Annotated in this window: 24 protein-coding genes and 3 tRNA genes; 7 read left to right on the top strand and 20 right to left on the bottom strand. The window is 71.8% G+C overall.

Annotated features, from left to right (window positions below; translation table 11 throughout):
- The first annotated feature begins 61 nt into the window (after window positions 1–61).
- Entirely contained in the window at window positions 62–1093 is a 1032-nt protein-coding gene (locus tag ABZ851_RS06890) for a rod shape-determining protein (protein WP_336048936.1), read from the top strand.
- Between the two features lie 151 nt (window positions 1094–1244).
- Here the strand turns inward: ABZ851_RS06890 and ABZ851_RS06885 are convergent, their stop codons facing one another.
- From ABZ851_RS06885 to ABZ851_RS06875, 3 genes are all read right to left on the bottom strand, one after another.
- Window positions 1245–1841: a histidine phosphatase family protein gene (locus ABZ851_RS06885; RefSeq protein ID WP_129296557.1), complete on the bottom strand. Its 597-nt coding sequence runs from the start codon at window positions 1839–1841 to the stop codon at window positions 1245–1247.
- Entirely contained in the window at window positions 1838–2248 is a 411-nt protein-coding gene (trxA, locus tag ABZ851_RS06880; protein WP_361123131.1) for a thioredoxin, read from the bottom strand. Before trxA ends, ABZ851_RS06885 begins: the two co-directional genes overlap by 4 nt.
- A gap of 309 nt (window positions 2249–2557) precedes the next feature.
- Entirely contained in the window at window positions 2558–2920 is a 363-nt protein-coding gene (locus tag ABZ851_RS06875; RefSeq protein ID WP_361123128.1) for a cupin domain-containing protein, read from the bottom strand.
- Window positions 2921–3182: 262 nt separating this feature from the next.
- Between ABZ851_RS06875 and ABZ851_RS06870 the strand changes: the two genes are divergently transcribed.
- Complete coding sequence (locus ABZ851_RS06870; RefSeq protein WP_336048938.1) at window positions 3183–4058, top strand: glycosyltransferase; 876 nt, start codon at window positions 3183–3185, stop codon at window positions 4056–4058.
- A 40-nt stretch (window positions 4059–4098) separates the two neighbouring features.
- On the opposite strand, the gene ABZ851_RS06865 is transcribed toward ABZ851_RS06870, so the two are convergent.
- Complete coding sequence (locus ABZ851_RS06865; protein WP_361123783.1) at window positions 4099–5058, bottom strand: DUF5996 family protein; 960 nt, start codon at window positions 5056–5058, stop codon at window positions 4099–4101.
- Window positions 5059–5282: 224 nt separating this feature from the next.
- Complete coding sequence (locus ABZ851_RS06860) at window positions 5283–6143, bottom strand: glucose 1-dehydrogenase (protein ID WP_361123125.1); 861 nt, start codon at window positions 6141–6143, stop codon at window positions 5283–5285.
- A 53-nt stretch (window positions 6144–6196) separates the two neighbouring features.
- Between ABZ851_RS06860 and ABZ851_RS06855 the strand changes: the two genes are divergently transcribed.
- Window positions 6197–7057: a helix-turn-helix transcriptional regulator gene (locus ABZ851_RS06855; protein WP_361123122.1), complete on the top strand. Its 861-nt coding sequence runs from the start codon at window positions 6197–6199 to the stop codon at window positions 7055–7057.
- Window positions 7058–7220: 163 nt separating this feature from the next.
- Here ABZ851_RS06855 and ABZ851_RS06850 read toward each other — a convergent pair whose 3' ends face one another.
- Window positions 7221–8318 (bottom strand): PP2C family protein-serine/threonine phosphatase, encoded by a 1098-nt coding sequence (locus ABZ851_RS06850; protein WP_361123119.1) that lies wholly within the window; start codon window positions 8316–8318, stop codon window positions 7221–7223.
- Window positions 8319–8635: 317 nt separating this feature from the next.
- Entirely contained in the window at window positions 8636–9436 is an 801-nt protein-coding gene (locus ABZ851_RS06845) for an alpha/beta hydrolase (RefSeq protein WP_361123116.1), read from the bottom strand.
- 36 nt (window positions 9437–9472) lie between these two features.
- Here ABZ851_RS06845 and ABZ851_RS06840 point away from each other — a divergent pair, with 36 nt between their 5' ends.
- Complete coding sequence (locus tag ABZ851_RS06840; RefSeq protein WP_361123113.1) at window positions 9473–10093, top strand: TetR/AcrR family transcriptional regulator; 621 nt, start codon at window positions 9473–9475, stop codon at window positions 10091–10093.
- 9 nt (window positions 10094–10102) lie between these two features.
- On the opposite strand, the gene ABZ851_RS06835 is transcribed toward ABZ851_RS06840, so the two are convergent.
- Both ABZ851_RS06835 and ABZ851_RS06830 read right to left on the bottom strand, forming a co-directional pair.
- Window positions 10103–11101, bottom strand: a complete 999-nt coding sequence (locus ABZ851_RS06835; RefSeq protein ID WP_361123110.1) for an amidohydrolase family protein — start codon at window positions 11099–11101, stop codon at window positions 10103–10105.
- Window positions 11102–11261: 160 nt separating this feature from the next.
- A complete protein-coding gene (locus ABZ851_RS06830; RefSeq protein ID WP_361123107.1) occupies window positions 11262–11981 on the bottom strand; it encodes an SDR family oxidoreductase in 720 nt (239 codons plus the stop codon).
- 208 nt (window positions 11982–12189) lie between these two features.
- Between ABZ851_RS06830 and ABZ851_RS06825 the strand changes: the two genes are divergently transcribed.
- Complete coding sequence (locus tag ABZ851_RS06825; RefSeq protein WP_361123104.1) at window positions 12190–13242, top strand: Lrp/AsnC family transcriptional regulator; 1053 nt, start codon at window positions 12190–12192, stop codon at window positions 13240–13242.
- A gap of 245 nt (window positions 13243–13487) precedes the next feature.
- Here the strand turns inward: ABZ851_RS06825 and ABZ851_RS06820 are convergent, their stop codons facing one another.
- From ABZ851_RS06820 to ABZ851_RS06805, 4 genes are all read right to left on the bottom strand, one after another.
- The gene (locus ABZ851_RS06820; RefSeq protein ID WP_361123101.1) at window positions 13488–13913 is read right to left on the bottom strand and encodes a hypothetical protein; all 426 of its coding nucleotides are present in this window, start codon (window positions 13911–13913) and stop codon (window positions 13488–13490) included.
- A gap of 573 nt (window positions 13914–14486) precedes the next feature.
- A tRNA-Ile gene (locus tag ABZ851_RS06815) sits at window positions 14487–14560 on the bottom strand.
- Between the two features lie 178 nt (window positions 14561–14738).
- Window positions 14739–14811 (bottom strand) — tRNA-Asn (locus ABZ851_RS06810).
- Between the two features lie 5 nt (window positions 14812–14816).
- Window positions 14817–14889: transfer RNA gene (locus tag ABZ851_RS06805), tRNA-Asn, on the bottom strand.
- A 218-nt stretch (window positions 14890–15107) separates the two neighbouring features.
- On the opposite strand from ABZ851_RS06805, the gene ABZ851_RS06800 reads away from it, so the two are divergent.
- Both ABZ851_RS06800 and ABZ851_RS06795 read left to right on the top strand, forming a co-directional pair.
- On the top strand, window positions 15108–15407 hold the full coding sequence (locus ABZ851_RS06800) for a YtxH domain-containing protein (protein ID WP_361123098.1): 300 nt from the start codon (window positions 15108–15110) through the stop codon (window positions 15405–15407).
- A gap of 66 nt (window positions 15408–15473) precedes the next feature.
- Entirely contained in the window at window positions 15474–16955 is a 1482-nt protein-coding gene (locus ABZ851_RS06795; RefSeq protein WP_361123095.1) for an FGGY family carbohydrate kinase, read from the top strand.
- Window positions 16956–17109: 154 nt separating this feature from the next.
- Here ABZ851_RS06795 and ABZ851_RS06790 read toward each other — a convergent pair whose 3' ends face one another.
- The 7 genes from ABZ851_RS06790 to ABZ851_RS06760 all read right to left on the bottom strand — a co-directional run bounded on the left by ABZ851_RS06790 (window position 17110) and on the right by ABZ851_RS06760 (window position 26854).
- Entirely contained in the window at window positions 17110–18423 is a 1314-nt protein-coding gene (locus tag ABZ851_RS06790; protein ID WP_361123092.1) for an RNA polymerase sigma factor, read from the bottom strand.
- A 187-nt stretch (window positions 18424–18610) separates the two neighbouring features.
- Window positions 18611–20527: a DNA primase gene (gene dnaG / locus ABZ851_RS06785; protein WP_336048951.1), complete on the bottom strand. Its 1917-nt coding sequence runs from the start codon at window positions 20525–20527 to the stop codon at window positions 18611–18613.
- A 217-nt stretch (window positions 20528–20744) separates the two neighbouring features.
- Window positions 20745–21839: a pyridoxal-phosphate dependent enzyme gene (locus ABZ851_RS06780; RefSeq protein ID WP_361123088.1), complete on the bottom strand. Its 1095-nt coding sequence runs from the start codon at window positions 21837–21839 to the stop codon at window positions 20745–20747.
- Window positions 21840–21848: 9 nt separating this feature from the next.
- Window positions 21849–23114 carry an FAD-dependent oxidoreductase gene (locus ABZ851_RS06775; protein ID WP_361123085.1) on the bottom strand — a complete coding sequence of 422 codons (1266 nt, stop codon included), beginning with the start codon at window positions 23112–23114 and terminating at the stop codon, window positions 21849–21851.
- 263 nt (window positions 23115–23377) lie between these two features.
- Complete coding sequence (locus ABZ851_RS06770; RefSeq protein ID WP_361123082.1) at window positions 23378–24703, bottom strand: deoxyguanosinetriphosphate triphosphohydrolase; 1326 nt, start codon at window positions 24701–24703, stop codon at window positions 23378–23380.
- Entirely contained in the window at window positions 24700–25635 is a 936-nt protein-coding gene (locus ABZ851_RS06765; protein ID WP_361123079.1) for a sirohydrochlorin chelatase, read from the bottom strand. The genes ABZ851_RS06770 and ABZ851_RS06765 overlap by 4 nt, the downstream gene beginning before the upstream one ends.
- A 193-nt stretch (window positions 25636–25828) precedes the next feature.
- Window positions 25829–26854 carry an adenosine deaminase gene (locus ABZ851_RS06760; RefSeq protein WP_361123076.1) on the bottom strand — a complete coding sequence of 342 codons (1026 nt, stop codon included), beginning with the start codon at window positions 26852–26854 and terminating at the stop codon, window positions 25829–25831.
- Between the last annotated feature and the right edge of the window lie 15 nt (window positions 26855–26869).

The following is a 26869-nucleotide window of genomic DNA, read 5'->3' as shown; positions in this document are numbered from 1 at the left end:
CCCTGCGAACAGGCCGCACGAGCGCTTTCGTCCATAACGGCCCGTCGGGGAGGAATCACCCATGACCATCAGCCTCGCCCAATTGCGGCGGTGCTCGGCCGCCGTCGACCTCGGAGCGGCCCGGACCAGGGTGTACGTGAAGAACCAGGGGCTGGTCGTCGATGAACCGACCGTCGCCGCCATCAACACCCGCACCGGGGCACTGCTGGCAGTGGGCGCCCAGGCCGAGGTGATGGACGGGCGCACTCCCGATCACATCCGGGTGGTGCGCCCGGTCTCCCACGGCACCATCGTCGACATCGACATGGCCCAGCGGCTGCTGCGCACCCTGGTCGGCGACAAGCTGCGCAAGACGTGGCGGCGCCGTCCCACGACGCGGGCCGCGGTCTGCCTCCCGTACGGCAGCGAGCCGCTGGCCCAGCGGGCGGCGGTGGAAACGATGACGGGGCTGGGGGCACGGCGGGTGGAGCTGGTCGACACCCTGGTCGCCGCCGCGGTGGGCTCCGGGCTGCCGGTGGAGCAGCCCGAGGCAACCATGATCGTGGTGTGTGGCGCGGGAACCACGCAGGTCGCGGTGCTCTCGCTGGGTTCGATCGTGGCGGCGGAGACCGTCCCGGTGGGCGGCAACGCCATCGACCACGCGGTGATCCAGCATCTGCGGCTGCACCACGAGCTGATGCTGGCGGGCCAGGCGGTACGTCCGCTGCAGCTGATCCTCTCCGGCGGCGACGGCATGACCCCCGGCTCCACCGAGGTGCACGGCCGGGATGTGGTCAGCGGGATGGCGCGCTCCGTGCACGTCGACACCGAACGGGTCCGGGACGCCATCACCACCCCGCTGACCGCGATCCTCGACGCCATCGGGTCGGTGCTGCGCCGCTGCCCGCCGGATCTGGTGGCCGACCTCGGGGAACGCGGCATCGTGCTCGCGGGCGGCAGTGCGCTGATCCCCGGACTGGAGCCGATGATCCATCAGGCCACGACCATGCCGGTGCACACCGCGGACCGCCCCGACACCTGTGCCGTCATGGGGCTCGGCGCCATGATCGAGGGCAAGGTGCAACCCCTGCACCTCGATCCGATGGACCCGTAGGGGCTCCATGGACCCGTAAGGGGGGACGCGGACGCGCCTGGCGGGGCAGGGCAGGCCGGGCCGGTCAGCCTTCCGGCCCCCATACCGGGCCCGACAGCCCACCCACTACCGGCACCTACGGGCCTCCGACCGCCTACCGGCCTCCCGTCGCCTACAGACTCCGGGCGTTCCAGGCCACCACGGCGGGCCGGTCGTGCTCCGTGCCCAGGACGCCCACCGCCCCGGTCTCGAAGGTGAACAGCCCGCCGGCGCCGGGCGGCAGCCCGAGCCTGCGGGCGGCCAGCACCCGCAGGAAGTGGGCGTGCGCCACCAGCGCCACATCCCCCTCATCGGCGGCCAGCTGCGGCACGATCCGCGCCAGCACCCGGTCCGCACGCGCCCCGACCTGCTCCGGTGACTCCCCGGGGTGCCCGTCGGGCCCCTCGGGGACACCGTCGGTGAACAGATACCAGCCGGGACGGCTGCGGTGGATCTCGGCGGTGGCGATGCCCTCGTAACCGCCGTAGTCCCATTCCCGCAGGTCGGCATCGGTCTGCGGACGGGCGAGGCCCGCCAGCTCGGCGGTGCGCAGCGCCCGCTTCATCGGGCTGGCGTACACCTGCCCGATCTTCCGGTCCGACAGCAGCGGCCGCAGTGCGCGGGCCTGCTCCTCACCGACCGCGGTCAGCGGGAGGTCGGTCCAGCTGGTGTGCCTGCCGTCCCGACTCCACTCGGTCTCGCCGTGCCGGACCAGAAGGAGGTCGCTCACGAGCCCTGCGCCTGCTGCCCCTGCTCGGCGGACCCGTCCTGCTCGTTCTGCTGGGCCTCGGTGACCGAGGCGCGGACCTCGTCCATGTCCAGTGCGCGGGCCTGGCCGATGACGTCCTCCAGGGCCTCGGCGGGCAGTGCGCCCGGCTGGGCGAAGACCGCGATGTTCTCGCGGACGATCATCACGGTCGGGATGGACTGGATCTGGAGGGCCTGGGCCAGCTCGGGCTGCGCCTCCGTGTCGACCTTGGCGAAGACCAGGTCGTCATGCGTCTCGGACGACTTCTCGAAGACCGGGCCGAACTGCTTGCACGGCCCGCACCACTCGGCCCAGAAGTCGATGAGGACGAAATCGTTGCCGGAGACGATTTCGTCGAAGTTGTCCTTGGTGAGCTCGATGGTGCTCATGCGTGTTTCCCTGCTTCCGGTCTGTCGACGATTGCCAGTCGGTCTCCGGCTGCGGTAACGGGCACAACCCGTGACGTATTCCGCACGCCGGACCGTCCCGCACCCCTGCCCAACGATCGCGTTCCTAGACATCGCGATGCACGTGGGAATCGCCACGCCGCCCACCGGGCTCCACCACGGCCCCCGGGCACCCCCGCCCCCACCGGATCTCCCCTTCCGGCGCGCCCCGGGGAACACCGCATCGCACCCGCAGCTGTCCCCGAAGCGCACCCTCGCCACCACTCAACAGGGAGACACCCCCAGCTCTCCCTAGCTCTTCGACTTGGCGTAGTCGGTCGCCATACCGCCCGCGAAGTCGTACAGGATCACCTGTTCGTCCCCCACGACCCAGGCATCGTGACCGGGCGGGATGACGACCACGTCGCCTGGCCCCATCTCGGACTCCGCGCCGTCGTTCATCCTGATCCGCATCCGGCCCTGGACCATGTAGCAGTTGTGGTGTACCTCGCAGCTTGTCGTCCCGACGATCGGCCCCACCGACTCCGTCCAGTGCCAGCCGGGCTCGAAGGTGGCCACGGCAAAGTCCAGTCCGGTGAGGTGCAGGGCTTCGAGGTGGCCCCGGGGAAAGTCGCGCCGTTCATCCGGCTTGTCGACCGTCTTGACTTCCATCATGAGGGCTTCCTCCATCCGCCCCCCTGGTCATCCGGCCACCTGGCCATGCGGGCCACCTGGCCATCCGGGCATACCCCCGGTCCTTCCATGGTGCGCCGCACCGGAACCCCCGGCCACCGGGACCGGGGGGCCGCGGGAAGAGCTCCGCAAAGGTCCACCACGGCCGTCCGACGGGATGTCGCCGGGCAGGTGCCGTAGCACGCAGTCGCCTCCCCCGGCGGCTAGCATCGCGAAAGGACCGCCAAGAACGGAGCATTCTTCTGTGCGTCATCTGCGCGTAGGCGTCGCCATCTTGACCATGGGAAACCGTCCCGCCGAACTGCAGGCGCTGCTGGATTCGGTCGCCAAGCAGGACCTCCCGCCGGCCCACATCGTGGTCATCGGGAACGGCTCGCCGCTCCCCCCGCTGCCGCACGGTGCCGTGGGCATCGAGCTGAGCGACAACCTTGGGGTCTCCGGCGGCCGGAACGTCGCCCTGGACGAGCTGCGCAAGCTCGGGGACCTCGACCTCGTGGTCGATCTGGACGACGACGGCCTGCTGATCAGCCCGGACGTGTTCAGCCGGCTGGCGGAACTGCACACCGGCGACCCGAAGTTGGGGATCGTGAGCTTCCGCGTCGCCGACGAGCGGGGCCGCACCCAGCGCCGGCATGTCCCCCGCCTGCGCGTCGGCGACCCGGCACGCGGCGGTCTGGTCACCACGTTCCTCGGCGGCGGGCACTCGCTGTCCGTCCCGATGCTGGACAGGATCGGCGGCTGGCCGGACGAATTCTTCTACGCGCACGAGGAAACCGACCTGGCCTGGCGGGCCCTGGACGACGGCTGGCACATCCGCTACGCACCGGAACTGGTGCTCCAGCACCCGTACACCTCGCCCACCCGGCACGCCGTCTACCACCGCATGGTCGCCAGAAACCGCGTCTGGCTGGCCAAGCGGCATCTCCCCGCGCTCCTGGTGCCGCTCTACCTCGGCGTCTGGGCCGCGCTGACGGCCGTCCGCAGCCGCTCGGCGGCGGGCCTGCGCGCCTGGGCGGCGGGTTTCGCCGAGGGGGTACGGACCCCGTGCGGACGGCGGCGGCCGATGCGCTGGCGCACCGTCTGGCGCATGACGAGGCTGGGCCGGCCCCCGGTCATCTAGGGAGTCTCCCCTACGTCCATCAGGGGCTCCCCCTGGTCCCTCACGGGGCCGCCCCTCCCGTCTCCTCCCCCCGCAGACACGGGTCCGTCACCCCGCCCGGGCAGGCGAGCCGTTCACGGTCCCATCCGGCACGGCGGGCCCCGGCCCGATACGCGCTCTCGTAGAAGCCGAGCACGGTGGCACGGGGATCGGCCGCGGCGCGGGCCTCGTCGTACGGCAGCACCGCCAAGTGGCTGCCGCCGCGGTCGGCCCACTGTGCCGCCGCGGGCTCCAGCGGCTCCTCGGCCAGGCCGGCGGGCTCCGGAGCGGTGTAGGAGTAGAACGCGGGCGCGGCGAAGGAGTCGTCGCCGAACCAGAAGCCGAAGCTGATGACCTCCCGGGAGTACGCCTCCCGGGTCACCGGGTCGACCTTCCCGGGCTGGTCGATGTGCCGGTCGGAGAACCGGGTGTGGGCGATGTCGAAGGTGTGCCAGAAGTGATGCACGGGGCTGACCTTCCCCGAATAGCCCGCGGCGAACTCCTCCAGCACCGACGCCACCTGGCTGAGGACCTGCCAGTAGCGGGTGGCGTGCCCGGCGTCGTAGGTCGCGTGCTCGGTGTCCTCGGCGAACGGCCGGCCCCCATCGGGCAGGTCGAACGGCCGGGGAATGGCGAGCTCCACCCGGACGCCCAGCGCGGCCAGCGCCTCCATGACCGCGGCGTAAAAGGACGCCACGGACTGACCGACGAGCGGAAAGGAGAACGACCGGCCGTCCAGCGCCGCGACTACCAGCTGATGACCGACGAAGTCAAAATCGACCGTGAAGACCGGATGACCGTCGACCTGCCCCATCGGCCGGCTGGTGATTCCGCGTCCGGTGAGGTGGAACGGCACGTTCCACCAGTGGTTGCGCCGCGGAGCGGCCGCCAGCCGGACCTTCCCCACGATCTGAGCGAAGCGATGCAGCGTCTCTTTGGTGTCCCGCCACTCGGCGAACGGGATCGGCGGGAACAACTCCACCGTCATCACCTTCCCCTTCCCGCCCCGCACTCCTGACGGCCGGGCGGACCGGGTGCCCATGATGGCCACGCGGGAGCGCAACGGCGTGCCGCCTCCCCGCAACACCCCTACCTGGACGCACAACACCACCCGGCCAACCCAAGACCGCGCAGTGCCGACACCTTCGTACGGGACCCGCCCCACACTGCCGTCCAGCTCATGCACCGGCAGTGGGCTGCCCGGCCTCAGGCTCGCATACCGCCGTCGACGCGTAGGACCGTACCGGTGACGTAGGAGGCGCGGTCGCTGAGGAGCCAGGCGGCAGCCTGGGCGATCTCGTCCGGCCCGGCGACGCGGCCCAGCGGGGTCAGGGCGTTGCGCTGCGCGATGGTACCCGGGGACTTCTCCTCCCAGTCCTGCAGCAGCTCGGTGAGCGTGGTGCCGGGCGCGATGGCGTTGACGCGGATCCCCTCCGGGCCGTAGGTGACGGCCGCCGACGCGGTGAGACTGTTGAGCGCCCCCTTCGCCGCGCCGTACGCGGGCAGCTCGGGGTTGCCCATCAGACTGCCGACGCTGGAGGTGTTGACGATGGCACCGCTCTTCGCCGTGGCACGTATCGCGGCGATTTCGGCGGTCATGGCCAGCCACGGACCCTTGAGGTTGATGGCGCAGACGCGGTCGAAGTCGGCCTCCGGCAACTGGTCCATCGGGCCGGGCGGCTGGCCCGTCGCACCGTTGTTGAACGCCACGTCGAGCCGGCCGTAAAGCTCCACGGCCCGGTCGACGGCAGCACGGATGCTCGCCCCGTCGGCCAGATCGCACACCACATGGTCCGCGGTGCCGCCGCCCGCCCTGATCTCCTCGGCCACCGTCTTGAGCTGGGCCTCCGTCCGGGCCGCGAGGAGCACCCTGGCCCCTTCCCTGGCGAACAGCCGCGCTGCGGCCGCGCCGATGCCGCGACCGGCACCGGTGATGAAGGCGACCTTGCCGGCGAGCAGACCCGAGGTGGTGCTTGGAGTGATCAGCGTGCTTGAGGTGATGGGTGTGATCGGCGTGATCGGTGCGTTGTCCATACCGACGAGCCTGTGTCCGGCCGCCCCGCTCATCCAGGCCCCGGGAGTACCTGGCTGGACACCTCGGCACCCCGCACACTGGGCGGGTGAATCGACGAGTACGACGAGAGCTGGGTGACTTCCTGCGCAGCAGGCGCGAGCGCATCACCCCCGCGGACGTGGGGCTGCCCGCCGGGCCACGCCGCCGTACCCCGGGACTGCGGCGCGAGGAGGTGGCGCAGCTGGCCTTCATCTCGACCGAGTACTACACGCGACTGGAACAGGCCCGCGCCCACCACCCCTCCCGCGATGTGCTGACCCAACTCGCCCGCGCGCTCCGCCTGTCGGACCCCGAGCGCGACCACCTCCACCACCTCGCCGGCGCCCCGCCCCTGCCTCCGCCGGGGCCTTCGCGTGAGGTACGGCAGAGCATCGTCGACCTGCTGCACCGGCTGCCGGGCGCCGCGGCGATCGTGATCTCGGCAACGTACGAGGTCATCGCCTGGAACCACCTGGCAGGCGCCCTGATGGAGGACTTCTCCGCCCTGTCGCGCCGGGACCGGAATCTGCTCCGCCGCGCGTTCCTCGGCCCGCACCGGCACGGCCGGCGTCTGTACGGCGTCTCGGACGCGGACGCGTTCGCCCGGACCTCGGCCCAGCACCTGCGCACCGCCGCGGCGCGCTACCCCACCGACCCGGAGGTCACCGGCCTGGTCCAGGAACTTTTGGCCGGCAGCGAGGAGTTCACCCGCATCTGGGCAGCCCACGACATCACCGCCCGCCCCACCCTCTGCAAGACCTTCGCACACCCCCTCGTCGGCCCCATCAGCGTCACATGCGACACCCTGGACATCACCGACCGCGACCAACAAGTCATCATCTACACCGCACCCCCCGGCTCCCCATCGGAAGAGGCCCTACGACTGCTCTCCGTCGTCGGCACACAGCGCCTGGGGGTACCCGGCTGACGGGCAGTGCCCAATTCGGGGGCATGCCGGCTGCGGCGTAGGCGAAACCGCCAAGGCGGCCATACACCCCGTGCCGCTCAGCCTCCCTGCGTTTCCTGCATTCCAGGATCACCTGGCCACGGTCCGGGCCGCGATCCGGGCCGCGATCCGATCCGGGCCGCGTTTACTCCGAAGGTTCCCGCAGGCGTACCGCGAGGGCGGCGATGTCGTCGTCCAGGCGTCCTTTGCTGTAGTGGAGGAGGTCGCGGTGAAGAGCCGTCAGCAGCTCGTGGGGCGGCGTCGGGGGCTGTCGGCGCATCCAGGCCGCCAGCGGAAAGAACCTGCCGTCGCGGGCGCGGGCCTCGGCGATCCCGTCGGTGTAGAGGAGAAGCAGGTCGCCGGGGACGAAGTCGAAGGTGTCGATCGTGTAGTGATCGCCGATCAGCTCCGCGAGGTTGAGCAGCGGCGAGGGGGTGGTGGGCTCGAGGGCCCGGAGTTCTCCGCGGTTCCTGAGCAGCGGCGGAGGGTGTCCGCAGTTGAGGATCTCGATGCGCCCGCCGTCGTGCGGGATCTCGACGAGAAGAGCGGTGGCGAAGCGCTCCATCGGCCCCTCGGGAGGAAAGGCGGCGTTGTAACGGGCGCTGCTCGCGTCCAGCCGGCGCGCGACGCTGACCATATCGGCCTCGCCGTAGGCCGCTTCCCGGAAGGAATTGACGATCGCCGCGGCCGCCCCCACTGCCGGCAGGCCCTTGCCCCGCACATCGCCGATGAGCAGCCTGACCCCGTATCGCGTGTCGACCACCTCGTAGAAGTCCCCGCCGATACGGGCCTCCGCCGCGGCCGCGAGATACAGCGACTCGATCTCGACGCTTCCGAAGCGGCGCGGCATCGGGCTCAGCACCACCTGCTGCGCCGCGTCGGCGACGAGCCGCACCTGAAAGAGGGTCCGCTCCCGCTGGAGCCGGACGTGGCTTCCGTATGCGGCCGCCACGGTGACCGCGATGATCCCCGCAGCCGTCCACCACGTCCCCAGACCGGGGAACACGATGCTGAGGCCGATCATCAGAAAGAGGCAGACCGTCCCCAGCAGGACGGTGGGGAGCACCGGCCACATGGCGGCGGCGAGGGCCGGTGCCGCGGGCAGGAGCCGGCTGAAGGCCATCTCCGGGGGAGTGGCATATGCCAGGCTGGCGATGACGACGGTCAGGATCACCGGCGACAGCCGCACCAGGCTCCCCCGGCCGCGGCGACGACGAAGCCGCGGCCGTTCAGACTCGATCACACTTCACAGAATATCTACGCAAAGGGGACATAGCGCCCTGGCGGGTCGGAGTCGGCCGACGGCCGGGTCGGAGTCGGCCGACGGCGGCGCCGCGGGCCGGAGCGCCGACCGCGACGGCGCCGCACCTGCTCCTCGCGCCTCCGGCGGGAGGCGGCGCGAAGCGGACACGCCCGGCAGGGGCCCGTGAAGCGAAAAGTCCGCCGTCCCGGCGTGTCGCATCGGTGCCGTACCGATGCCGTACCGGGCTGTACCGGGGGCGGACTTTCTTGGCTCCGCGGCGGCAGGAGGGGTCTCGTCGGGCGGACAGCGGCCAGGGGTCAGCGGTCAGCGGCGAGGCCATTGATCAGCCGGCCGAGTTCTTCAGGTGCCTGGACGTGGGCCAGGTGCCCCTGACCGGGGAGCACATGGACTTCGGCACGGGTGACGCGCCGCCGGACGTCGTCGAACGACGCCCCGTAGGGGGCCGTTCCCTGATTGCACTGGCCGATGATCAGGTCGACACGGGCCGCCCGTCGCGCCACCTCATCCGGTGGCGGTGCCGAGTTGAGCGCGGCGAGTTCGGCGCGTGCCGGCCCGCTCAAGTCCCGCAGGGCCGCCCATTCCTGAGGGTCGGCCCGTAGCGCCTCGACCTGCGCCGTGTCGAGGCCGGCGATCCGCCGGCTCACGATCTCCACGGTGGCTTCCCGGTCCGCCGCCTCTTCAGCAGCCCGCAGATCCGGCAGTACGTGACGGCCGAACGGTCGCATCACCGGCTCGTAGGCAATCACCTGGCGCAGCGGACGATCATTGGTGGCCAGCAAAGCGATCAGGCCGCCGTAGCTCCAGCCGAAGAGCGCCTGCGTACCTTTGCACTCGTCGAGGATGACGCCGAGGTCGTCGACCTCCGTTTGCAGCGAGTATGCACTGGTCAACGGCCCCGAGGGGGCACGGCCCCGGCGATTGACGACCGTCACCGACGGCCAGGCGTCGACGGCGGCCGCGACATGACGCCACCCGTGGGCGTCGCTCATCGCGCCCGGGACGACGACGAGACCCGGAGCATCAGGCTCCCCGTAGACCTCGACCGTCACCCAACCGCCTCCGCCGACCGACAGTCTTTTCTGGATCGTTCGCTCCATAAAATCATTATGGAGCAAACGCTCTACAATGCAAGGGTGCCTCAGCCCACCCGTGGACGGCCACGAGCCTTCGACCGCGACCGTGCGATCCTCGACGCCGCCCGCCTCTTCTGGCGGCGCGGCTACTCCGGGACGTCGACCCGCGACCTCACCGCGGCCCTCGGACTCTCCACCTCCAGCCTCTACGCCGCCTTCGGCAGCAAAGCCGGGCTGTTCGAGGAGACGGTGCGGACCTACGCCGAGCGCTACCGGGAGATCTACCGCCAGGCCGTCGCCGAGCAGGACCTCCGGACCGTCATCGACCAGATCCTCATCAACTCGGTCCACGAGTTCACCCAGCCTGGCGACGCTCATCCAGGCTGCCTTCTCAGCAGCGCCGCGATGACCGACAGCACGAGCACGCTCAACACCGGCGCCCACTACGCCGAACTCCACGGCTGGAACGAGCGCGCCCTCCACGCACGCATCGAGCGAGCGGCCCAGGACGGCGAACTCGTCGCCGGGACCGACGTGGCGGCCCTGACCGGACTCGTCCAGTCCGTCGTGCACGGACTGTCCGTGCGAGCCAGCCTCGGCACATCCCGCGAGGACCTGCTGACGACCGCGCACCTCGCCCACGAGCTGATCTGCCGTCAACTCACGTCACCGGCCCCTTGACCGGTCGGGTCAGGGGCGGTCCTGGGCCAGGTGGCCGAGGCCGTACAAGGCTGCCGCGTTGCCCGACGCGAACTTCTCGCGGTCCGCATCGGAGGCGAAATGGCCGAGGAAGGTCGTGATGTCTTCTCGGGTCGGACGCTGGAAGGGGTAATCGGTGGAGAACAGCAAGCGGTCCACGGTCGTCACCGAGAGGGTGTGGTGAAGGAGCGCCGGATTGAGCATGCCGGAGGCGGTGATGAAGAAGTTCGACCGTATGTAATCCGACACCGGTCGTGGCAAGCCGGAGACGCGGGAAAGGCTGTCGGCCCGGTCCAGCCAGAACAACAGCGTTTCGCCCCAGTGTCCGAGTACGACCTGCAGGTCGGGGTGCCGGTCGAAGGTTCCCCGCAGGATCAGTCGCAGCGCGGCTGTCGCGGCGTCGAGATGCCACCCCCAGCCGAAGGTGGCGAGAGCGAGGTCCGTCATCGGGTCGAATCCTCGGTAGGAGGCGTCGCGAAGCGCGGAGGAGGGCAGTTGGGGGTGGATGAACACCGGCTGGCCGACCTGTGCCGCGGCGGCGAAGAAGTCGTCGTAGACCGGGTCGTCCAGGAAGAGGTCGCCTGACCGGCCGTAGACCATGGTGCCGACGTGCCCCGAGGCGGCGGCTCGCGAGAGCTCGCCGGCAACCTCATGTGGCGCCGACATGGGCAGGGTCGAGAGCGCCCGGAGCCTTGACGGGTGGCCGGCGACGGCTTCGGCGGCGACGTCGTTCGCGGCGCGGCTGAGCCGCACGGCGTCGTCGGGGGCGAGCGGGTGGGTGCCGGGCGGGGTCAGGGCGATGATCGCTACGTCGATGCCTTGAGCGTCCATGGCGGCTATCCGGCCCGTGCCCAGGTCTTCCAGATGCCGCCGGTTGTCGCCCCTCTCGTTCAGGACGAGGCTTTCGTCGCGGCGCCCGGGCGGGGCGGCTCGGAGGGCGGACGTCAGGTCCGGCATGGTCCAGTGTTCTTCTACAGCGATGAGCGTCATGTCGTGATGCCGTTGTCCTCTTCTGTTTGCTGGTGGTTCTCCCCGGGTGGCAACAGCGCGGCGGGCTTCCGCCTCCGTGGCCGGGCTCCCGGGAAGCCGAGCGGGGCCGTCGGACGGGAGCCCGCCTTCAGTGAGTGCCGTCACCTGGCCAACTCGCCGTCTACCAGGGAACGGTTCGGCCCTGGTAGTCACGGAATTGCACGCCGGGAGTGCCGAACTGAGCGAGCATGACGTTCACCAGCCGGGGGATGCTGTCCTCGATACCAAGAGGGGCGTCCGGTCCTCCCAGGTCCGTGCGGACCCAGCCGGGTGCCATGACCAGCAGTGTGCGTGCCGGTTCGGGCTGGCGGACGGCGAAGCTTCGCATGAACTGGTTCAGGGCTGCCTTGCTGCCTCGGTAGACCTCTCGTAGCCCGGTCTCGTTGTTGGCGATGCTGCCCTGGCCGGACGACATCACGCCGATCAGGCCGGTCGGGGTGACGAGGTCCTGCAGGGATTCGATGACGCGCATTGGGCTCAGTGCGTTGGTGAGCATGACGTCGTTGAATTCGTCGGTCGTGACCTCGCCGATGGGGATGTGTTCGTCCCGGGTGGTGATTCCCGCGTTGACGAAGAGGAGGTCCAGCGCCCGGCCGTTCAGGCGCCTGCGCAGCGCCGCGATCTGCTCCGGCTCGTTGATGTTCAACGTTTCGATCTCCACCCTGCCGCCGGCGGTCTCGGCGAGATCGTGGAGCTTGCTTCTCGGGCTGTCCGGCCGGACCGTACCGACGACCCGCCATCCCTTGTCGAGGAACTGCTCGGCGAGGGCGTGGCCCAACCCGCGCCCGGCGGCAACGATCAAAACGGTTGGGGAGGTTTCGTTCGAGGTGGGAGCAGACATAGGTCAGAGCCCTTCGTTCGTTCGTCGATGCCGGGAGACCGGGATGCACGGGGTGCGCGGGGTGCGCGGGGTGCGCGGGGTGCGCGGGATACGCAGACCGAGCAGGCTTGGCTTGCGCCTCCCCACCCCTGCGGTCACCCCCGTGCAAGCCTCGGCCACGCGGGGTGGACGACGACTCGGGAACGGCGCTCTCTATAGAATTACCGCCATGTCGCGCCCTCAGATCGTTGATTCCGACATCCTGGATCCGGATGATGTGCGAATCCTTCGCGCCCTTCAGATTGATCCACGGGTCGGGTTCGCGACGGTGGCGACCGTCCTCGGGCTCTCCGAGCTGACCGTCGCCCGCCGCTACCGCCGCATGCGGCGGGCCGGGGCGATCCGGGTGATCGGGGTCGTCGATCCGGGAGCGCTCGGGCAGAGCCGGTGGATGGTGCGCCTGCGCTGCCGGCCCGGCAGCGCCACGGCCATCGCCGAGGCACTCGCGCAACGCGACGACGTCAGCTGGGTCGCCCTGAACGCCGCCGGCTCCGAGGTCACCTGCGCCGTGCGCTCACGGTCACCGGAACAACGCGATGACCTGCTCGGCCGCCGGCTCCCCCGCACCGCCGCCGTGCTCGACCTCCAGGCGTCGGTGCTGCTCCGCCAGTTCGTCGGCGGCCGGGGGCACTACTGGGCCGCGCTCGCCGGAACCCTGACCCCCGAGCAGGAGTCCGCCCTGGGAGCCGCAGACACCCCGTTCACCGAACGGCCGGTCGTACGGAACCAGTCATCGCAGCTCAGCGCCCAGGACGAGAAGCTGCTCGCGGCCCTCGCCGCCGACGGACGGGCCAGTCTCGTCCACCTCGCAGCCGCGGCCGACCTCACACCGGGCCGGGCGTCACGACGACTGCACGCGCTGCTTTCCGGCGGAGTGGTCCACATCGACGTGGAGATCGCGCCGCCGGCCCTGGGATACCGAGCCCGGGCGATCCTGTGGCTGCGAGCCCACCCAGGCAAGATCAAGGCTGTCGGGCGGGCCATGGCGCAGATGCCGGAGGTGGGATTCGCGGCCGCGGTATCCGGACCGTACAACCTCCATGCCGTTGTACAGTGCCGCGATCTTGACGAGCTCTTCGAGTTCACCACCGACCACATCGGAACCCTGCCCGGTGTCGAAGGCATGGAGATCAGCCCCGTCTACCGCCAGCTCAAGCAGGCCGGAACCCGAGTCGACGGCGACCGCCTGACCGACCCGCCGGGCGAACCCGGCCGCCGCTGACACTCGCGGCGGAAAGACGCCCCGGGCCGATCCGCGACGGGGGCCCTCCCCGATATGCGGGGCCGGTCCCCAGACTCCTCAAGAGGGCCGCTGATCTCCGTCTCCCCCCCCCGGACGGTGCGGTGGACCGTTGAAGGCCCTCAACTCCGGTGGTGACACGTCCGTTTCGGGAGACGTGGCCGGGTCGAGGGCCCTCGCGGCGGGCGGCACCGCGTCGGACGGTGGCGCGGTCACACGGTGACGCGTCAGACGGTGGCGGTGGCCGTCGCGTCGGCGTAACGGAAACCGTCGTCGTCGAAGTAGAAGACGGTGACCTTCACCTTGTCGCCCTTCTCGAAGCCCAGGGTGGCGGCCGGCTTGAGCTGGACCTGTGCGGTGTGGTCGGCGTAGTCACAGACGAGCTTGCCGACCTTGATGGTGCCCGCGCCGTACCCCTTGAGCTTGGACGAGGTGATCTCCTCGGCGTTGGCGACCAGCTGGTGGTTCATGCCGGGGTCGCAGGAGTACGTGACGTTCACCCTCAGACCCGACCCGGCCGGCGAGACCTTGTTGATCGCGATCAAGTTGGCCTTGGCCGCGGCCATCGGTGCGGTGGCCAGGACGCCGGCGCCGGCCAGGGCGACGACGGTGGCGGCGCCGGCGACGCCGCGCCGGATGCGGGATGCCTGCATGGAACTCTTCCTTCCCCCTGCGCAGTCACGTTCACGACGACTGCGACACATGTTCGCTTTCGGGCGATGCACACAGTACGTGAACTTCCAGGGACATCGAACCCATTTCCGGCCACCTGCCCGACTGTCGGCTCGCCGGGCACCCAGGCCCTCAGGGACGGCCACCGGGGCCGCCCGATCGGCAGTCGTCCGGACACGCGCTCTCCGTCCGGGTCACCGGGGGGGCGCAGACACGTCCGGACAGCCCGATGCTCGGGGCCGCTCAGGACGCCGGGGGGGCAGGAGCACGCGGTCGGCTCGGTTCCCACCTGGGTACGCGGCCACTGCGCCAGTCGAGGCCGGCAGGCCCTGCGGGGCGAGGGTCCGAACCGAGAGGCGGCGCGCGCTCTCAACTTGCCCAAGGGTGAGGGAATGCGGCCCCGGTCCTCCGTGCGGCCCGGCGGTCCCTGGGAGTCCCCCGCGCGTCCCCTGGATCTTGGCCTGAACGGCTGAACGGGGGCCACCACAGTGGAGTGGTGGCCCCCGTTCTGACGTTTCCCCAGGTAGAAAGGGGCTTCGCCCTGGGTGCTGCGGTGGGGCGGGTGGGACTCGAACCCACGGCCGACGGATTATGAGTCCGCTGCTCTAACCGGCTGAGCTACCGCCCCCCACGGCGCGTCGCGCACATTTGTGCGCGCCGTCTGCCGCAGCATAGCCGCTCATACGATCTGTTGCCCGTGAGGGCTGCCGTCGCACGACCACGCACGCCCAAGAGGACTTCGATCACGGGCCGTTCGGTTCCACGGCACAAGAAAAAGGACCCCTCCCGGGGCCCTCTTCTCTCTGCTCCCCCGACTGGACTCGAACCAGTAACCCTCCGGTTAACAGCCGAATGCTCTGCCAATTGAGCTACAGGGGACCGAGCTCCCCCGACTGGACTCGAACCAGTAACCTGCCGGTTAACAGCCGGCTGCTCTGCCAATTGAGCTACAGGGGATTGCTCTGTGTGCCTCGAATGCACCGCAGTCCGGGCTTCCGGACGGCGCGCGTTCGCTGCGACACATACATTAGCGCAAGCAGGGGGGTGCTCCGCCAATCGGTATCGCCTCAGGTCACCTCGGGTGATCTCCGGCCCCGGAGGGTAGGCGCGCGTCACAGCCAGACACTCCGGTGCGTACCGGCGCCGGAGGGGTCCGACGACAGGAAGGTGGAGCAATGCGCTACCGGCTCACGTTCATCGCGGGACTGGCCACGGGGTATGTGCTCGGCTCACGGGCCGGCCGGGAACGGTACGAACAGCTCCGCAAGGCCGCCCAGCGGGTCGCGCAGAACCCGGCGGTCCGGAACACCGCGGAGTCCGCCGCGCTGACCGGGCGCGAGGCGGCGTCGAAGGCGTTCGGGACGGTGTCGGCCAAGGTCGGCGACCGGCTGCCCGACTCGGTCAGCGCGCGGGTCCGCTCGCTGCGCGAGCGGCGCTCCCCCGACGAGGACGACTGGGGCACGAGCAATACCTGAGCCGGGGCCCCCGGCGGCAAACCCTGACGCTGCTCCTATGCGTCGTATGGGGCATCATCTGGGTGCATGGGGATAGTCGCCGGATTGGACAGTTCGTCCGAGAGCACACGGATCGTCGTCTGCGATGCGGACACAGGTGCCGTCATCAGGCAGGGGTATGCGCCGCACCCTGTCGAGAAGGGGCCCGAGGCCGATCCGCAGGCATGGCTGATCTCACTCGGCGAGGCGGCGGGCCGGGGGCTGCTCGAAGGGGTGCAGGCGATCGGTGTCTCCGCGCAGCCGCACGGTCTGGTCCCGCTGGACGTCGAGGGCAATCTCGTACGCCCGGCGCTGGTGGGCAATGACAAGCGGGCGCAGAGCGCGGCCGCGGACCTGATCGACGCGCTGGGCGGGCGCAGCGCGTGGGCGCAGGCCGTCGGGGCGGTGCCGCAGGCGACGCATGCGGTGACGAAGATGCGCTGGCTGGCGCGTACGGAGCCGGCTCATGCGGCCCGGATCGCGGAGATCATGCAGCCGCACGACTGGCTGGCGTGGCAGCTGCTGGGGCGTCCCGCGCGGCGTACGACGGACCGCGGCGGGGCCTCGGCGACGGGCTTCTGGTCGGCGGCGACCGAGACCTACCGGCCGGATCTGGTGGAGCTGGCGCTGGGCCATCAGGTGCGGCTGCCGGAGGTGCTGAGCCCGTCGGGGACGGCCGGGTTCACCCCGGAGGGGCTGCTGATCTCGGCGGGTACGGGCGAGACGATGGCGGCGGCCTTCGGGCTCGGTGTCGGGGTGGGTGACGCCGTGGTGTCGCTGGGCGCCTCGGGGTCGGTGTTCGGGATCCATCACGAGGCGCTGGCCGACCCGACCGGGACGATCAGCTCGTTCGCGGACGCGACCGGCCGGCATCTGCCCGTCGTGCACACCAGCAACGCCGTGCGGGTGCTGCGCGGTGCGGCGGAGATGCTGGGGACGGATCTGGAGGGCCTGTCCGAGCTGGCGCTGAAGTCCTCGCCCGGTGCGTACGGCATGGTGCTGCTGCCGTATCTGGAGGGCGAGCGGACGCCGCATCTGCCGCACACCGCGGGGTCGTTGCACGGGATGCGCCGGGAGAGCATGAAGCCGGAGCACATGGCGCGGGCGGCCGTGGAGGGCATGCTCTGCGGGCTGGCGGACGCGCTGGATGTGCTGCGCGGGCGCGGCGTGGCGGTGCGCCGGGTGTTCCTGCTGGGGGCGGCCGCCGAGCTGGGTGCCGTGCAGGCGGTGGCGCCGGGGCTGTTCGGGGTGCCGGTCGTGGTGCCGCAGCCGGCCGACTACGCGGCGCTGGGCGCGGCGCGGCAGGCGGCCTGGGCGTGGGGCGTGGCGCACGGCACGCTCACCCCGGTGCCCGGTGCGGAGACGGGCGCGGGCGGCGGGGCCGCCTGGGTCGATCCGCCGCAGTGGCCGGCCGCCGCGAGCCAGGTCTTCGAGCCCGGTGAGGAGCTGGCGGTCGGACAGGCCGTGCGCCAGCAGTACACGACGGTGCGTGACGAGATCCATCCGGGGGCGTTTCAGCGGTCGGCGTGAGTGAGGGGGCAAAAGCCCCCGGGCCAGTCGTCCGGGAGGCCGGTGGTCCGGCCCTCGTGCGGCCCGGTGGTCGGGTGCGCCCGGTGGTCGGGTGCGCCCGCGGCCCGGCGGTCCCACGGCGCCACAGCCCCGCGGTCCCGCGGCCCTGGCCGCCTCAGTCGAGGTAGCCGCGGAGCTGGTCGGCGAAGGCGTGGTCGCGGAGCTTGTTGAGGGTCTTGGACTCGATCTGCCGTATGCGTTCGCGGGTGACGCCGAAGATCCGGCCGATCTCCTCCAGGGTGCGGGGGCGGCCGTCGGCGAGGCCGTAGCGGAGCTGGACGACCTTGCGTTCGCGTTCGCCGAGGGTGGACAGGACCGCGTCGAGGTGTTCGCGGAGCAGCAGGAACGCGGCGGATTCGACGGGTGAGGCGGCGTCGCCGTCCTCGATGAGGTCGCCGAGCGCGACGTCCTCCTCCTCGCCGACGGGGGCGTGCAGCGAGACCGGTTCCTGGGCCAGCCGCAGCACCTCGCTGACGCGTTCCCCGGTCAGGTCGAGGTGGGCGGCGACCTCCTCGGGGGTGGGCTCGTGGCCGCGTTCCTGGAGCATCCGGCGCTGGACCCGCACCACGCGGTTGATCAGCTCGACGACATGGACCGGGACGCGGATGGTCCGGGCCTGGTCGGCCAGCGCGCGGGACATCGCCTGGCGGATCCACCAGGTGGCGTAGGTGGAGAACTTGTAGCCGCGGGCGTAGTCGAATTTCTCGACGGCGCGGATCAGTCCGAGGTTTCCCTCCTGGACGAGGTCGAGCATGGTCAGCCCGCGGCCGACATAGCGCTTGGCGACGGAGACCACCAGACGCAGGTTGGCCTCGATCAGGCGGCGCTTGGCCATCCGGCCCAGCACCACCAGCCGGTCGAGGTCGTGGGCGAGTTGGGAGGACAGGTCGGGGGTGGTGGTGAGCTTCTCCTCGGCGAAGAGGCCGGCCTCGACGCGGCGGGCCAGCTCGACCTCCTCGGCGGCGGTGAGCAGCGGGATCCGGCCGATCTCGCGGAGGTACTGGCGGAAGAGATCGGCGGACGGGCTGCCGGCCTCGGGGCGCGGTGCCGGCTCCGGGATGATCTCCTCGATGATCATTTCGGCGGCGGGAGGTTCGGCCTGCTGCGGCACGGTGAGCGGGTCCAGGACCTGTTCCGGGACCTGTTCCGGGGCCTGTTCCGGGAATGATTCCGCGTCCGGTTCGGCGTCGGCGTCGGGTTCCGCTTCCCGTTCCGCGTCCGGTTCCGTGACCGGCTCTGCTGCGGGCGGCGCGTCGGCGAGGGTCTGGGTCTGCACGGGGGCGACCTCCAGGGTGATCGCTGCTGAGGCGGCAGAAAGGTCGGGCACGGTTGCGGCCGAGCCGCTGTCCGTCCCGTACGTCACAAGCGGTGGTGCGGGGGATTCCGGCGCGGTGCGACCGGGCCCGCAGCGCTCCGAGGACTCAGGCACCGCTTCTCAGTGTGGAGTACGACACACTCCCGCCACGAGGGGCGTGCGACCACTTTTTGAGTCCGGTCCGTGACCGGACGGCTACCGCGGGGAGTGTCCGGGGGTGTTAGGGGGCGTCACAGGACACCCTGAGGGGGCGCCCCGGACGCGCCCCGGACGCCCCTGGCGCCGCCCCCGACGGGACGTCCTACAGGGCCGCGTAGCCGCGTTCGCGCAGGGACTGGCCGTACTGCTGGAGGACCCAGAGTTCGTTCTGTACGGCGGCGAGGTGTTCGGGGTCGGCTCGGGGGCCGAGGCGCTGGAGGGTGCCGCGGATTTCGGTGACGCGCTGGTTGACGGCGGCGAGGCGGACGGCGACCAACTGGACGCCGGCATAGGCCTCGTCGGGGTCGCGGCGGGTGTGCAGCGGTTCGACGGCGAGCTCGGTGACCATGGCGCGGACGGTGTCGTCGGGGGCGGCCTCCCGCACCCGGGGGACGTACGCGTTGTCGGCGGCGCCGGCCGCGGCGCCGCCGGCGGCCTCGATGCACTGGCGGACCACGGCGTAGGGCGGGGCGGTGAACTCGTCGGCACCGTAGGCGTCGAAGGCCGGGGAGACCAGGTCGGGGCGCTGCAGCGCGAGCTTCAGCAGCTCGCGCTCGACGCGGTGGGCGGGGCTGCGGAGGTTGAGCGCCGGGCCGCGCGGGCCGGGCGCGGGGCGGGGCTGCTCGGCGGCCGGGGGCTGGCCCCGGCGCTGCTGACGGCCCTGTTCGGGGCCGCCGTCGCGGCCGCGCTCACGGGCCCAGCGGGCGAGCTGGCTGACCCGGCGGACGACGAACTGGGTGTCCAGGATGCCGAGCATGCCGGCGAGCTGGACGGCGGATTCGTGCTGGATGGAGCTGTTCTTGATGTTCGCGACGATGGGGGCGGCCTCGTCGAGGGCGGCGGCGCGGCCGACGGTGGTGTCGAGGTTGTGCCGGGAGACGACATGGCGCAGCGCGAACTCGAAGAGCGGGGTGCGGGCCTCGACGAGGTCGGCGACGGCCGCGTCCCCCTTGGCGAGCCGCAGGTCGCAGGGGTCCATCCCGCCGGGGGTGATGGCGATGGAGGTCTCGGCGGCGAACTTCTGGTCGTCCTCGAAGGCGCGCAGGGCGGCCTTCTGGCCCGCGGCGTCGCCGTCGAAGGTGAAGACGACCTCGGAGCCGGCGTTGTCCATCAGGAGGCGGCGGAGGATCTTGATGTGGCCCTCGCCGAAGGACGTGCCGCAGGTGGCGATGGCGGTGGTGACGCCGGCCAGATGGCAGGCCATGACGTCCGTGTAGCCCTCGACGACGACCGCGCGGTTGGTCTTGGCGATCTCCTTCTTGGAGAGGTCGATGCCGTAGAGGACCTGGGACTTGCGGTAGATGGGGGTCTCGGGGGTGTTGAGGTACTTGGGACCGTTGTCGTCGTCGCGGAGCTTGCGGGCGCCGAAGCCGACGACCTCGCCGGCGATATCGCGGATCGGCCACATCAGGCGGCCGCGGAAGCGGTCGATGGGGCCGCGGCGGCCCTCCTGGGAGAGGCCGGAGAGCACCAGCTCCTGGTCGCTGAAGCGGCGGCCGCGCAGGAAGCGGGTGAGGTGGTCCCAGCCGGCCGGGCTGTAGCCGACGCCGAAGTGCTGGGCGGCTGCTTGGTCGAAGCCGCGCTCGGCGAGGAACTTGCGGGCGATCTCGGCCTCGGGGCCGTCCAGCTGCTCGACGTAGAACTGGGCGGCGGCCTTGTGCGCCTCCACCAGGCGGGTGCGCTCGCCCTGCTGGCGGCCGGGGGTGTAGCCGCCTTCCTCGTAGCGCAGGGTGATGCCGGCCTGGGAGGCCAGACGCTCGATGGTCTCGGCGAAGGAGAGGTGGTCGAGCTTCATGATGAAGTCGACGGTGTCGCCGCCCTCCTGGCAGCCGAAGCAGTGGTAGAGCCCCTTGGCCGGGCTGACGTGGAAGGACGGGGACTTCTCGTCGTGGAAGGGGCACAGGCCCTTGAGGTTGCCGCCGCCGGCGTTGCGGAGCTGGAGGTATTCGGACACGACGGCGTCGATCGGGACCGCGTCCCGCACCGCCTTCACATCGTCATCGTTGATCCTGCCTGCCACGCGTGAATTCTACGGCCGGGGTCGGACACTCCTGGCCGGGAGGCGCCGGGGGACGTCGGGAGACGCCGGCGGGTGGCCGGGAGGCGTCCGCGAGTGCCGGTGGCTTTCCCCCCACCCCCGAACCCACCCCCGCCCCCTCCCCCGAAGGGGGAGGAGGGGGAGGGGGCGGGGGAGCCGCCGGTAAGCCGGGAGACCTCCCACCAGGCCGCCCCGCCGTTCACCCCAGTAGTTCCAGGAACCTCGCCAGTCCCACGTTGCCGCCCGAGATGATCACGCCGACGCGGGGCGGGTGGGGGGACCGCCCAGGCCGCCCAGGCCGCCCCGGCCGTTCAGGCGCCGGCGGAAGGTCGATGCGCCCGGCGAGCAGGGCGGCCAGGGCGGTGGCGCCGCTGGGCTCGGTGACGATCTTGAGGCGTTCGAACGCCAGCTTCATGGCCGCGCGGATCTCGTCGTCGCTGACCAGGGCGACCGAGTCGAGCAGCCACCGGTTGAGGGAGAAGGTCAGCTCGCCGGGGGTTTCGACGGCCTGGCCGTCGGCGATGGTGCGCGGGACGGGCACGGTGACGCGGTGGCCGGCGGCCAGTGAGCGCCGGGTGTCGTCGCCGGCCTCCGGTTCCACGCCGATCATCCGGATGCCGGGGACCAGGGCGGTCGCGGCGGTGGCGGCGCCGGCCATCAGGCCGCCCCCGCCGACCGGGACGAGCAGGGCGTCGAGCGGGCCGGTCTCCTCGATCAGTTCCAGGGCGGCGGTGCCCTGGCCCGCGATGATGTGCGGATGCTCGTACGGCGGGATCAGGACGAGGTCGCGCTCCTCGGCGATCTTGCGGCCGAGGGCGACGCGGTCCTCGGTGTACCGGTCGTAGGTGACGATCTCGGCGCCGTATCCGGCGGTGGCGTCCTGCTTGGACTTCGGGGAGTCCTCGGGCATCACGATGACGGCGTGGCTGCCCAGCTCCCGGGCGGCGAGGGCGACGGCCTGGGCGTGGTTGCCGGAGGAGTAGGCGGCGACCCCGCGGGCCAGTTGCTGCGGGGAGAGCCGGGAGAGGGCGTTGTAGGCGCCGCGGAACTTGAAGGCGCCGACCCGCTGGAAGTTCTCGCACTTGAGGTGGACCTCGGCGCCGGTCAGCGCGTCCAGGGTGCGGGAGCGCAGGACCGGCGTGCGGTGGGCCACGCCTGCCAGCCGCCGGGCGGCGTCCCGGACGTCGTCGAAGGTGACGGCCGGGACGCCGGCGCTGCCGGGGTCGGAGCCCGAGCCGGAGCCAGGAGCAGCGCCGGAGCCGGAGCCGGTGGAACCGTGGTGGTTCTGCGTCATACGCGCACGCTACGGGAGCAGCGAGGCCAGCGGAACCTCCGGATCGGCCAGTGCCTCGGGCCGCAACCGTGCCCCGCCGCGGATCAGTTGCTGGATGGATTCGGCGACGTCCCAGACGTTGACGTTCATCCCCGCGAGCAGCCGGCCGTCCGCGCCGAGCCAGAAGGCGATGAACTCCCGCTTGGCGACATCGCCGCGGCAGACGACCTGGGCGTACGAGCCGGGCGGGGCGTAGCCGGAGTACTCCATGCCGATGTCGTACTGGTCGGAGAAGAAGTACGGGATGCGGTCGTAGCTGATGTCCTGGCCGAGCATGGCGCGCGCGGCGGCCGGGCCGCCGTTGAGGGCGTTGGCCCAGTGCTCGACCCGCAACCGGGTGTCCAGCAGGGGGTGATCGGCGGCGGCGACGTCCCCGGCGGCGTAGATGAACGGGTCGGAGGTGCGCAGCGCCGCGTCGACGGCCACCCCGCCGCCGGCCTCCGGGTCGGCGAGGTCCAGCCCGGCCTGTTCGGCGAGCGCGGTGCGCGGGGCGGCGCCGATCGCGGCGAGCACGTCGTGGGCGGGGTGCTCCTCGCCGTCGTCGGTGCGCACCGCGAGCACCACGCCGTCCTGCCCGACGATCTCGGTGAAACGGGCGCCGAAGTGGAAGCGGACGCCGTGTTCGCGGTGCAGATCGGTGAACAGGCCGCCGAGTTCGGGGCCCAGGATGCCGTGCAGCGGGGTCGGGGCGGCCTCGACGATGGTCACCTCGGCGCCGTAGGAACGGGCCGCCGCGGCGACCTCCAGGCCGATCCAGCCGGCCCCGGCGATGACCAGATGGCCGTTGTCCCGGCCGAGGGAGGCCAGGACGCCGCGCAGCCGTTCGGCGTGGGCGAGGCGGCGCAGGTGGTGCACGCCGGCCAGGCCGGTGCCGGGGATGTCCAGGCGGCGGGGTTCGGCGCCGGTGGCCAGCAGCAGCTTGTCGTAGGCGATCAGGGTGCCGTCGCCGAGGCGAACCGTTTTGGACTCGGGGTCGAGGCGGACGGCGGGCTGGCCGAGGTGCAGCTCGATGTGGGCCTGGGCGTACCAGGCGGGCTCGTGGACGAACACGCTGTCGCGCTCTTCCTTGCCGAGCAGGAACCCCTTGGAGAGCGGGGGGCGCTCGTACGGGTGGTCGCGCTCGTCACAGATGAGGATCACCCGGCCGGTGAATCCCTCCGCGCGGAGAGTCTCCGCGGCCTTTGCGCCGGCCAGGCCACCCCCGACGATGACGAACGTCTGGTGTGCGTCGACCACTTGTTTTCCTCCTCGTTGCGGTGCCGTACGTCCGCGTCCGCGTCCGTAAACGCCCCCCTGTGTGCCCCCGGTTGCTCCCCCTCTTGATGTCCCCGGTGCCGCCGGGGTTCCCGTCCGCCGTGGTCAGGTTCCCGTTCGCCGTGGTCAGGGTTCTCTGTTCACTGTTGTCAGGGTGCTCCGTTCGAAAGCGGTCGGATTCGAGCGTCCCGCACGGAGCGTGAGGGGGGAAGAGCATGAGGGGGATGAGGGGCTTCCCCCTAGGGTCACCCTCGGTTGCCCGGCGCGTGACCAGGGTGACGGGTGAGGCGGGCGTGCAGGGAGCGGGCCGACGTGTCGGTCAGCGCCGCGATCTGGTCGATGACGGCACGCATCCGTGCGGTGTCGTCGGGGGCGGCGTCGAACAGTGAACGGAACTGCGGATCAAGGCCGTCGGGGGCGCGGGCGAGCAGTACCTCGGCCAGTTCGGCGATGACGATGCGCTGCTCGGCACGGAGCGCTTCCTGGTCGGGGCGCTGCATGACGTACCGGTCGGCGACGGCTTTCAAAACGGCGCATTCCCACCGCGTTTCGGCCGGAACCACCAGTTCGGCTCCGTAGCGGGTGAGCCGCCCGGTCCCCCACCTGGCCCGGGTCGCGGCCTCGGCGGCGAGACAGAAGCGGCCGATCAGCTGGCTGGTGGCGTCCTTCAGACGGGCCTGGGCCAGTGCGGAGCCGTCGTAGCCGTGCGGCCACCACTCCTGATCCAGCAGGCGGTCCAGCGCCGCGGCCAGCTCCTCGGATCCGGCGCCGGGCGCATAGCGCTCACCGGCGACCGCGAAGATCTCGGCACGTTCGGCGTCCGCGAGCAGGAGGTTGGGGTCGAGATGCCCGGCGTGCAGCCCGTCCTCGACGTCGTGCACCGAGTAGGCCACATCGTCGGACCAGTCCATGACCTGCGCCTCGAAGCTCTGCGCACCGGCCGGCGCATCCCTCCGGAACCACTCGAAGACCGGCAGGTCGTCCTCGTAGACCCCGAATTTCGGGGACGCGGGGTCGGTGGGGTGGGCGCCGCGCGGCCAGGGGTACTTGGTCGCCGCGTCGAGGGCGGCACGGCTGAGGTTCAGCCCGACGCTGACCGCCGAACCGTCCGCGGCGGGCACGAACCGCTTGGGCTCCAGACGGGCCAGCAGCCGCAGCGACTGGGCGTTGCCCTCGAAACCGCCGCAGGGCGCGGCGACTTCGTTGAGCGTCTGCTCGCCGTTGTGCCCGAAGGGCGGGTGGCCGAGATCGTGCGCCAGGCAGGCGGTCTCGACCAGGTCCGGGTCGCAGCCGAGGGCGGCGCCGAGCTCCCGGCCGACCTGGGCGCACTCCAGGGAGTGGGTCAGCCGGGTGCGCGGGCTGGCGTCCCAGGCGGGGGTGTGGGCACCGGGGGTGACGACCTGGGTCTTGCCGGCCAGCCGGCGCAGCGCGGCGGAGTGCAGCACCCGGGCGCGGTCGCGCTGGAAGGCGGTGCGTCCCGGGCGTTTGTCGGGCTCGGAAACCCAGCGCTCGGTATCGGCCGCGGTGTAGCTGGGGAGGGTGGGTGAGGTGCCCGTCGAGGTGCCCGTCATACCGCGACGGTAGCCGCCTTGGTGCTCTCGGGGCCGGATCCGCTGCGTGTGAGGAGCGCCTGGTCGTAGCGGTGCAGGACGAGACGGGCCAGTGCGGGGTGGTCGCCCAGGGGTGCGGAGGCGGCCTGGGGGGCGGCGGCCGCGCACTGGGTGGCGAAGCGTCCGGGGGCGGTGAAGCAGGAGGCGACGGCGATCCGGTCGTGGCCGCAGGCGCGCAGCGCAGCGACCGCGTCGGGGACGGTGGGCGCAATCTGAGAGGGGCGACGCGAAGCGTCTCGGGCTGGGGCGGTGGCGGGCGACGGGAGGGCCGAGGCGTAGGCCGGCAGTACGGGCATGCCGCCGAGGCGGGCCGAGAGCAGTTGCGCGGTGCGCTCGGTGTCCTGGGCGGACCGCGGGGCACGGGAGCCGGCGGCGGCCAGGACCACGGCGCTGCGCGGGCAGCGGCCGTCGGGGAATCCGGCCTCCAGGAGGCGGCCGTGCAGCGCCTCGGCGAGGAGGGTGTGCGGCCCCAGGGGCTCGGCGACCCGGCCGGTCAGATGGGGTGCGCCGGTCAGCGCGGCGGGCAGGTCGTGGGTGACGTGGTGGCCCCGGCCGAAGAGCAGCGGGACGAGGACGGCCGTACCGTCCAGCTCGGCGAGGGTGTCGGCGAGCAGGGGACGGTTCAGCTCGATGTGCCCGAGCCGTACGGGCAGCCCGGGGCGCAGTGCACGGACCCGGTCGAGCAGTGCCCGGACGGTGGGCAGGGCGCGGGGGTCGCGGCTGCCGTGCGCCACGGCGACGAGGGTGGGGGGCGGCGGTGCCGGCCGGCGGAAGCCGTGCAGCCGGACCCGGCCGAGCCGGGTGCCGAGCTGTGCGCTGATCTCGGCGGCGAGGTCTCCCGCGCCGAGGGGGCCGGGGAACGCGGAGGGCGGGTGCGGTATCGGCGCCGTCATGCCGTGAGCGTGGCAGGCGCGCGTTGCGGTGCCGTTTCCCCGCGGCGAACTCCGTGTTCCTTCCGGCTGGCGGCGGCCCCGGCGGCGTGCGAAGGGCGGGCTGAGCGGACGGGGCCGGCGGCCGGGCCCCGGGCAGGGCTCGCCCCGCCGGGTTCCGGCCGCCCGGGTTCCCGCCGCCCGCTTCCCGCCCGCGCTACGCCCCGTGCGCGTCGACCTCCCGCAGATACGCCGCGCGGTCCGCCTCGTCGAGGAAGGAGGCGCGGAAGGAGTTGCGGGCGAGGGTGCGCAGCGTCTCGGCGTCGAGGCCGAGGGCGTCGCGTACGGCGGTGAAGTTGTCGCCCGCGTAGCCGCCGAAGTAGGCCGGGTCGTCGGAGTTGACGGTCACCAGCAGTCCGGCGTCCAGCATCGCGGGCAGCGGGTGGTCGGCGAGGTCGTCGATGACCCGCAGCCGGACGTTGGACAGCGGGCAGACGGTGAGCGGCACCTGCTCGGCCGCCAGCCGGGCCACCAGCCGCTCGTCCTCCAGGGAGCGCACCCCGTGGTCGATCCGGTCCACGCCGAGGACGTCCAGGGCCTCCCACACATAGGCCGGGGGCCCCTCCTCCCCCGCGTGCGCCACGCACTTGAGCCCGGCCTCCCGGGCCAGCGCGAAGACCTCCTTGAACTTCGACGGCGGGTGCCCCACCTCGGCGGAGTCCAGGCCGACGGCGGTGATCCTGTCGAGGAAGGGGCGGGCCGCCTCGAACGTCGCCAGGGCGGAATCGGCGCTCTCGTCGCGCAGGAAACACATGATCAGGCGGGTGCTGATGCCGTAGGTCTCCAGGGCGCTGTCGAGCGCGCGGGCCAGGCCGTTGATGACCGTCGCGATCGGGACGCCGCGCGCGGTGTGCGCCTGCGGGTCGAAGAAGATCTCGGCGTGCCGTACGCCCTGCTCCCGGGCGCGGGCGAGGTAGGCGTGGGCGAGGTCGGCGAAGTCGTCCTCGGTGCGCAGTACGGCCATCAGCGCGTAGTAGAGGTTCAGGAACGACTGCAGATCGTCGAAGGAGTAGGCGCGGCGCAGCTCGTCCTCGGTGGAGTACGGCAGGGCGACGCCGTTGCGCTCGGCGAGCGCGAAGGCCAGCTCGGGCTCCAGGGTGCCCTCGATGTGCAGATGCAGCTCCGCCTTGGGCAGCGGCGCGGGGGCGGTTGCGGCGGAGGGGGAGGACGGGGAGGAAGCCACGCGGGTCACACCTGT

This window comes from Streptomyces sp. NPDC047049 (assembly GCF_040643995.1).
Classification (GTDB): Bacteria; Actinomycetota; Actinomycetes; order Streptomycetales; family Streptomycetaceae; genus Streptomyces; species Streptomyces mooreae.
The sequence above is the reverse complement of the archived record's forward strand: the minus strand, read 5'-3'. Positions and strand labels throughout refer to the sequence as shown.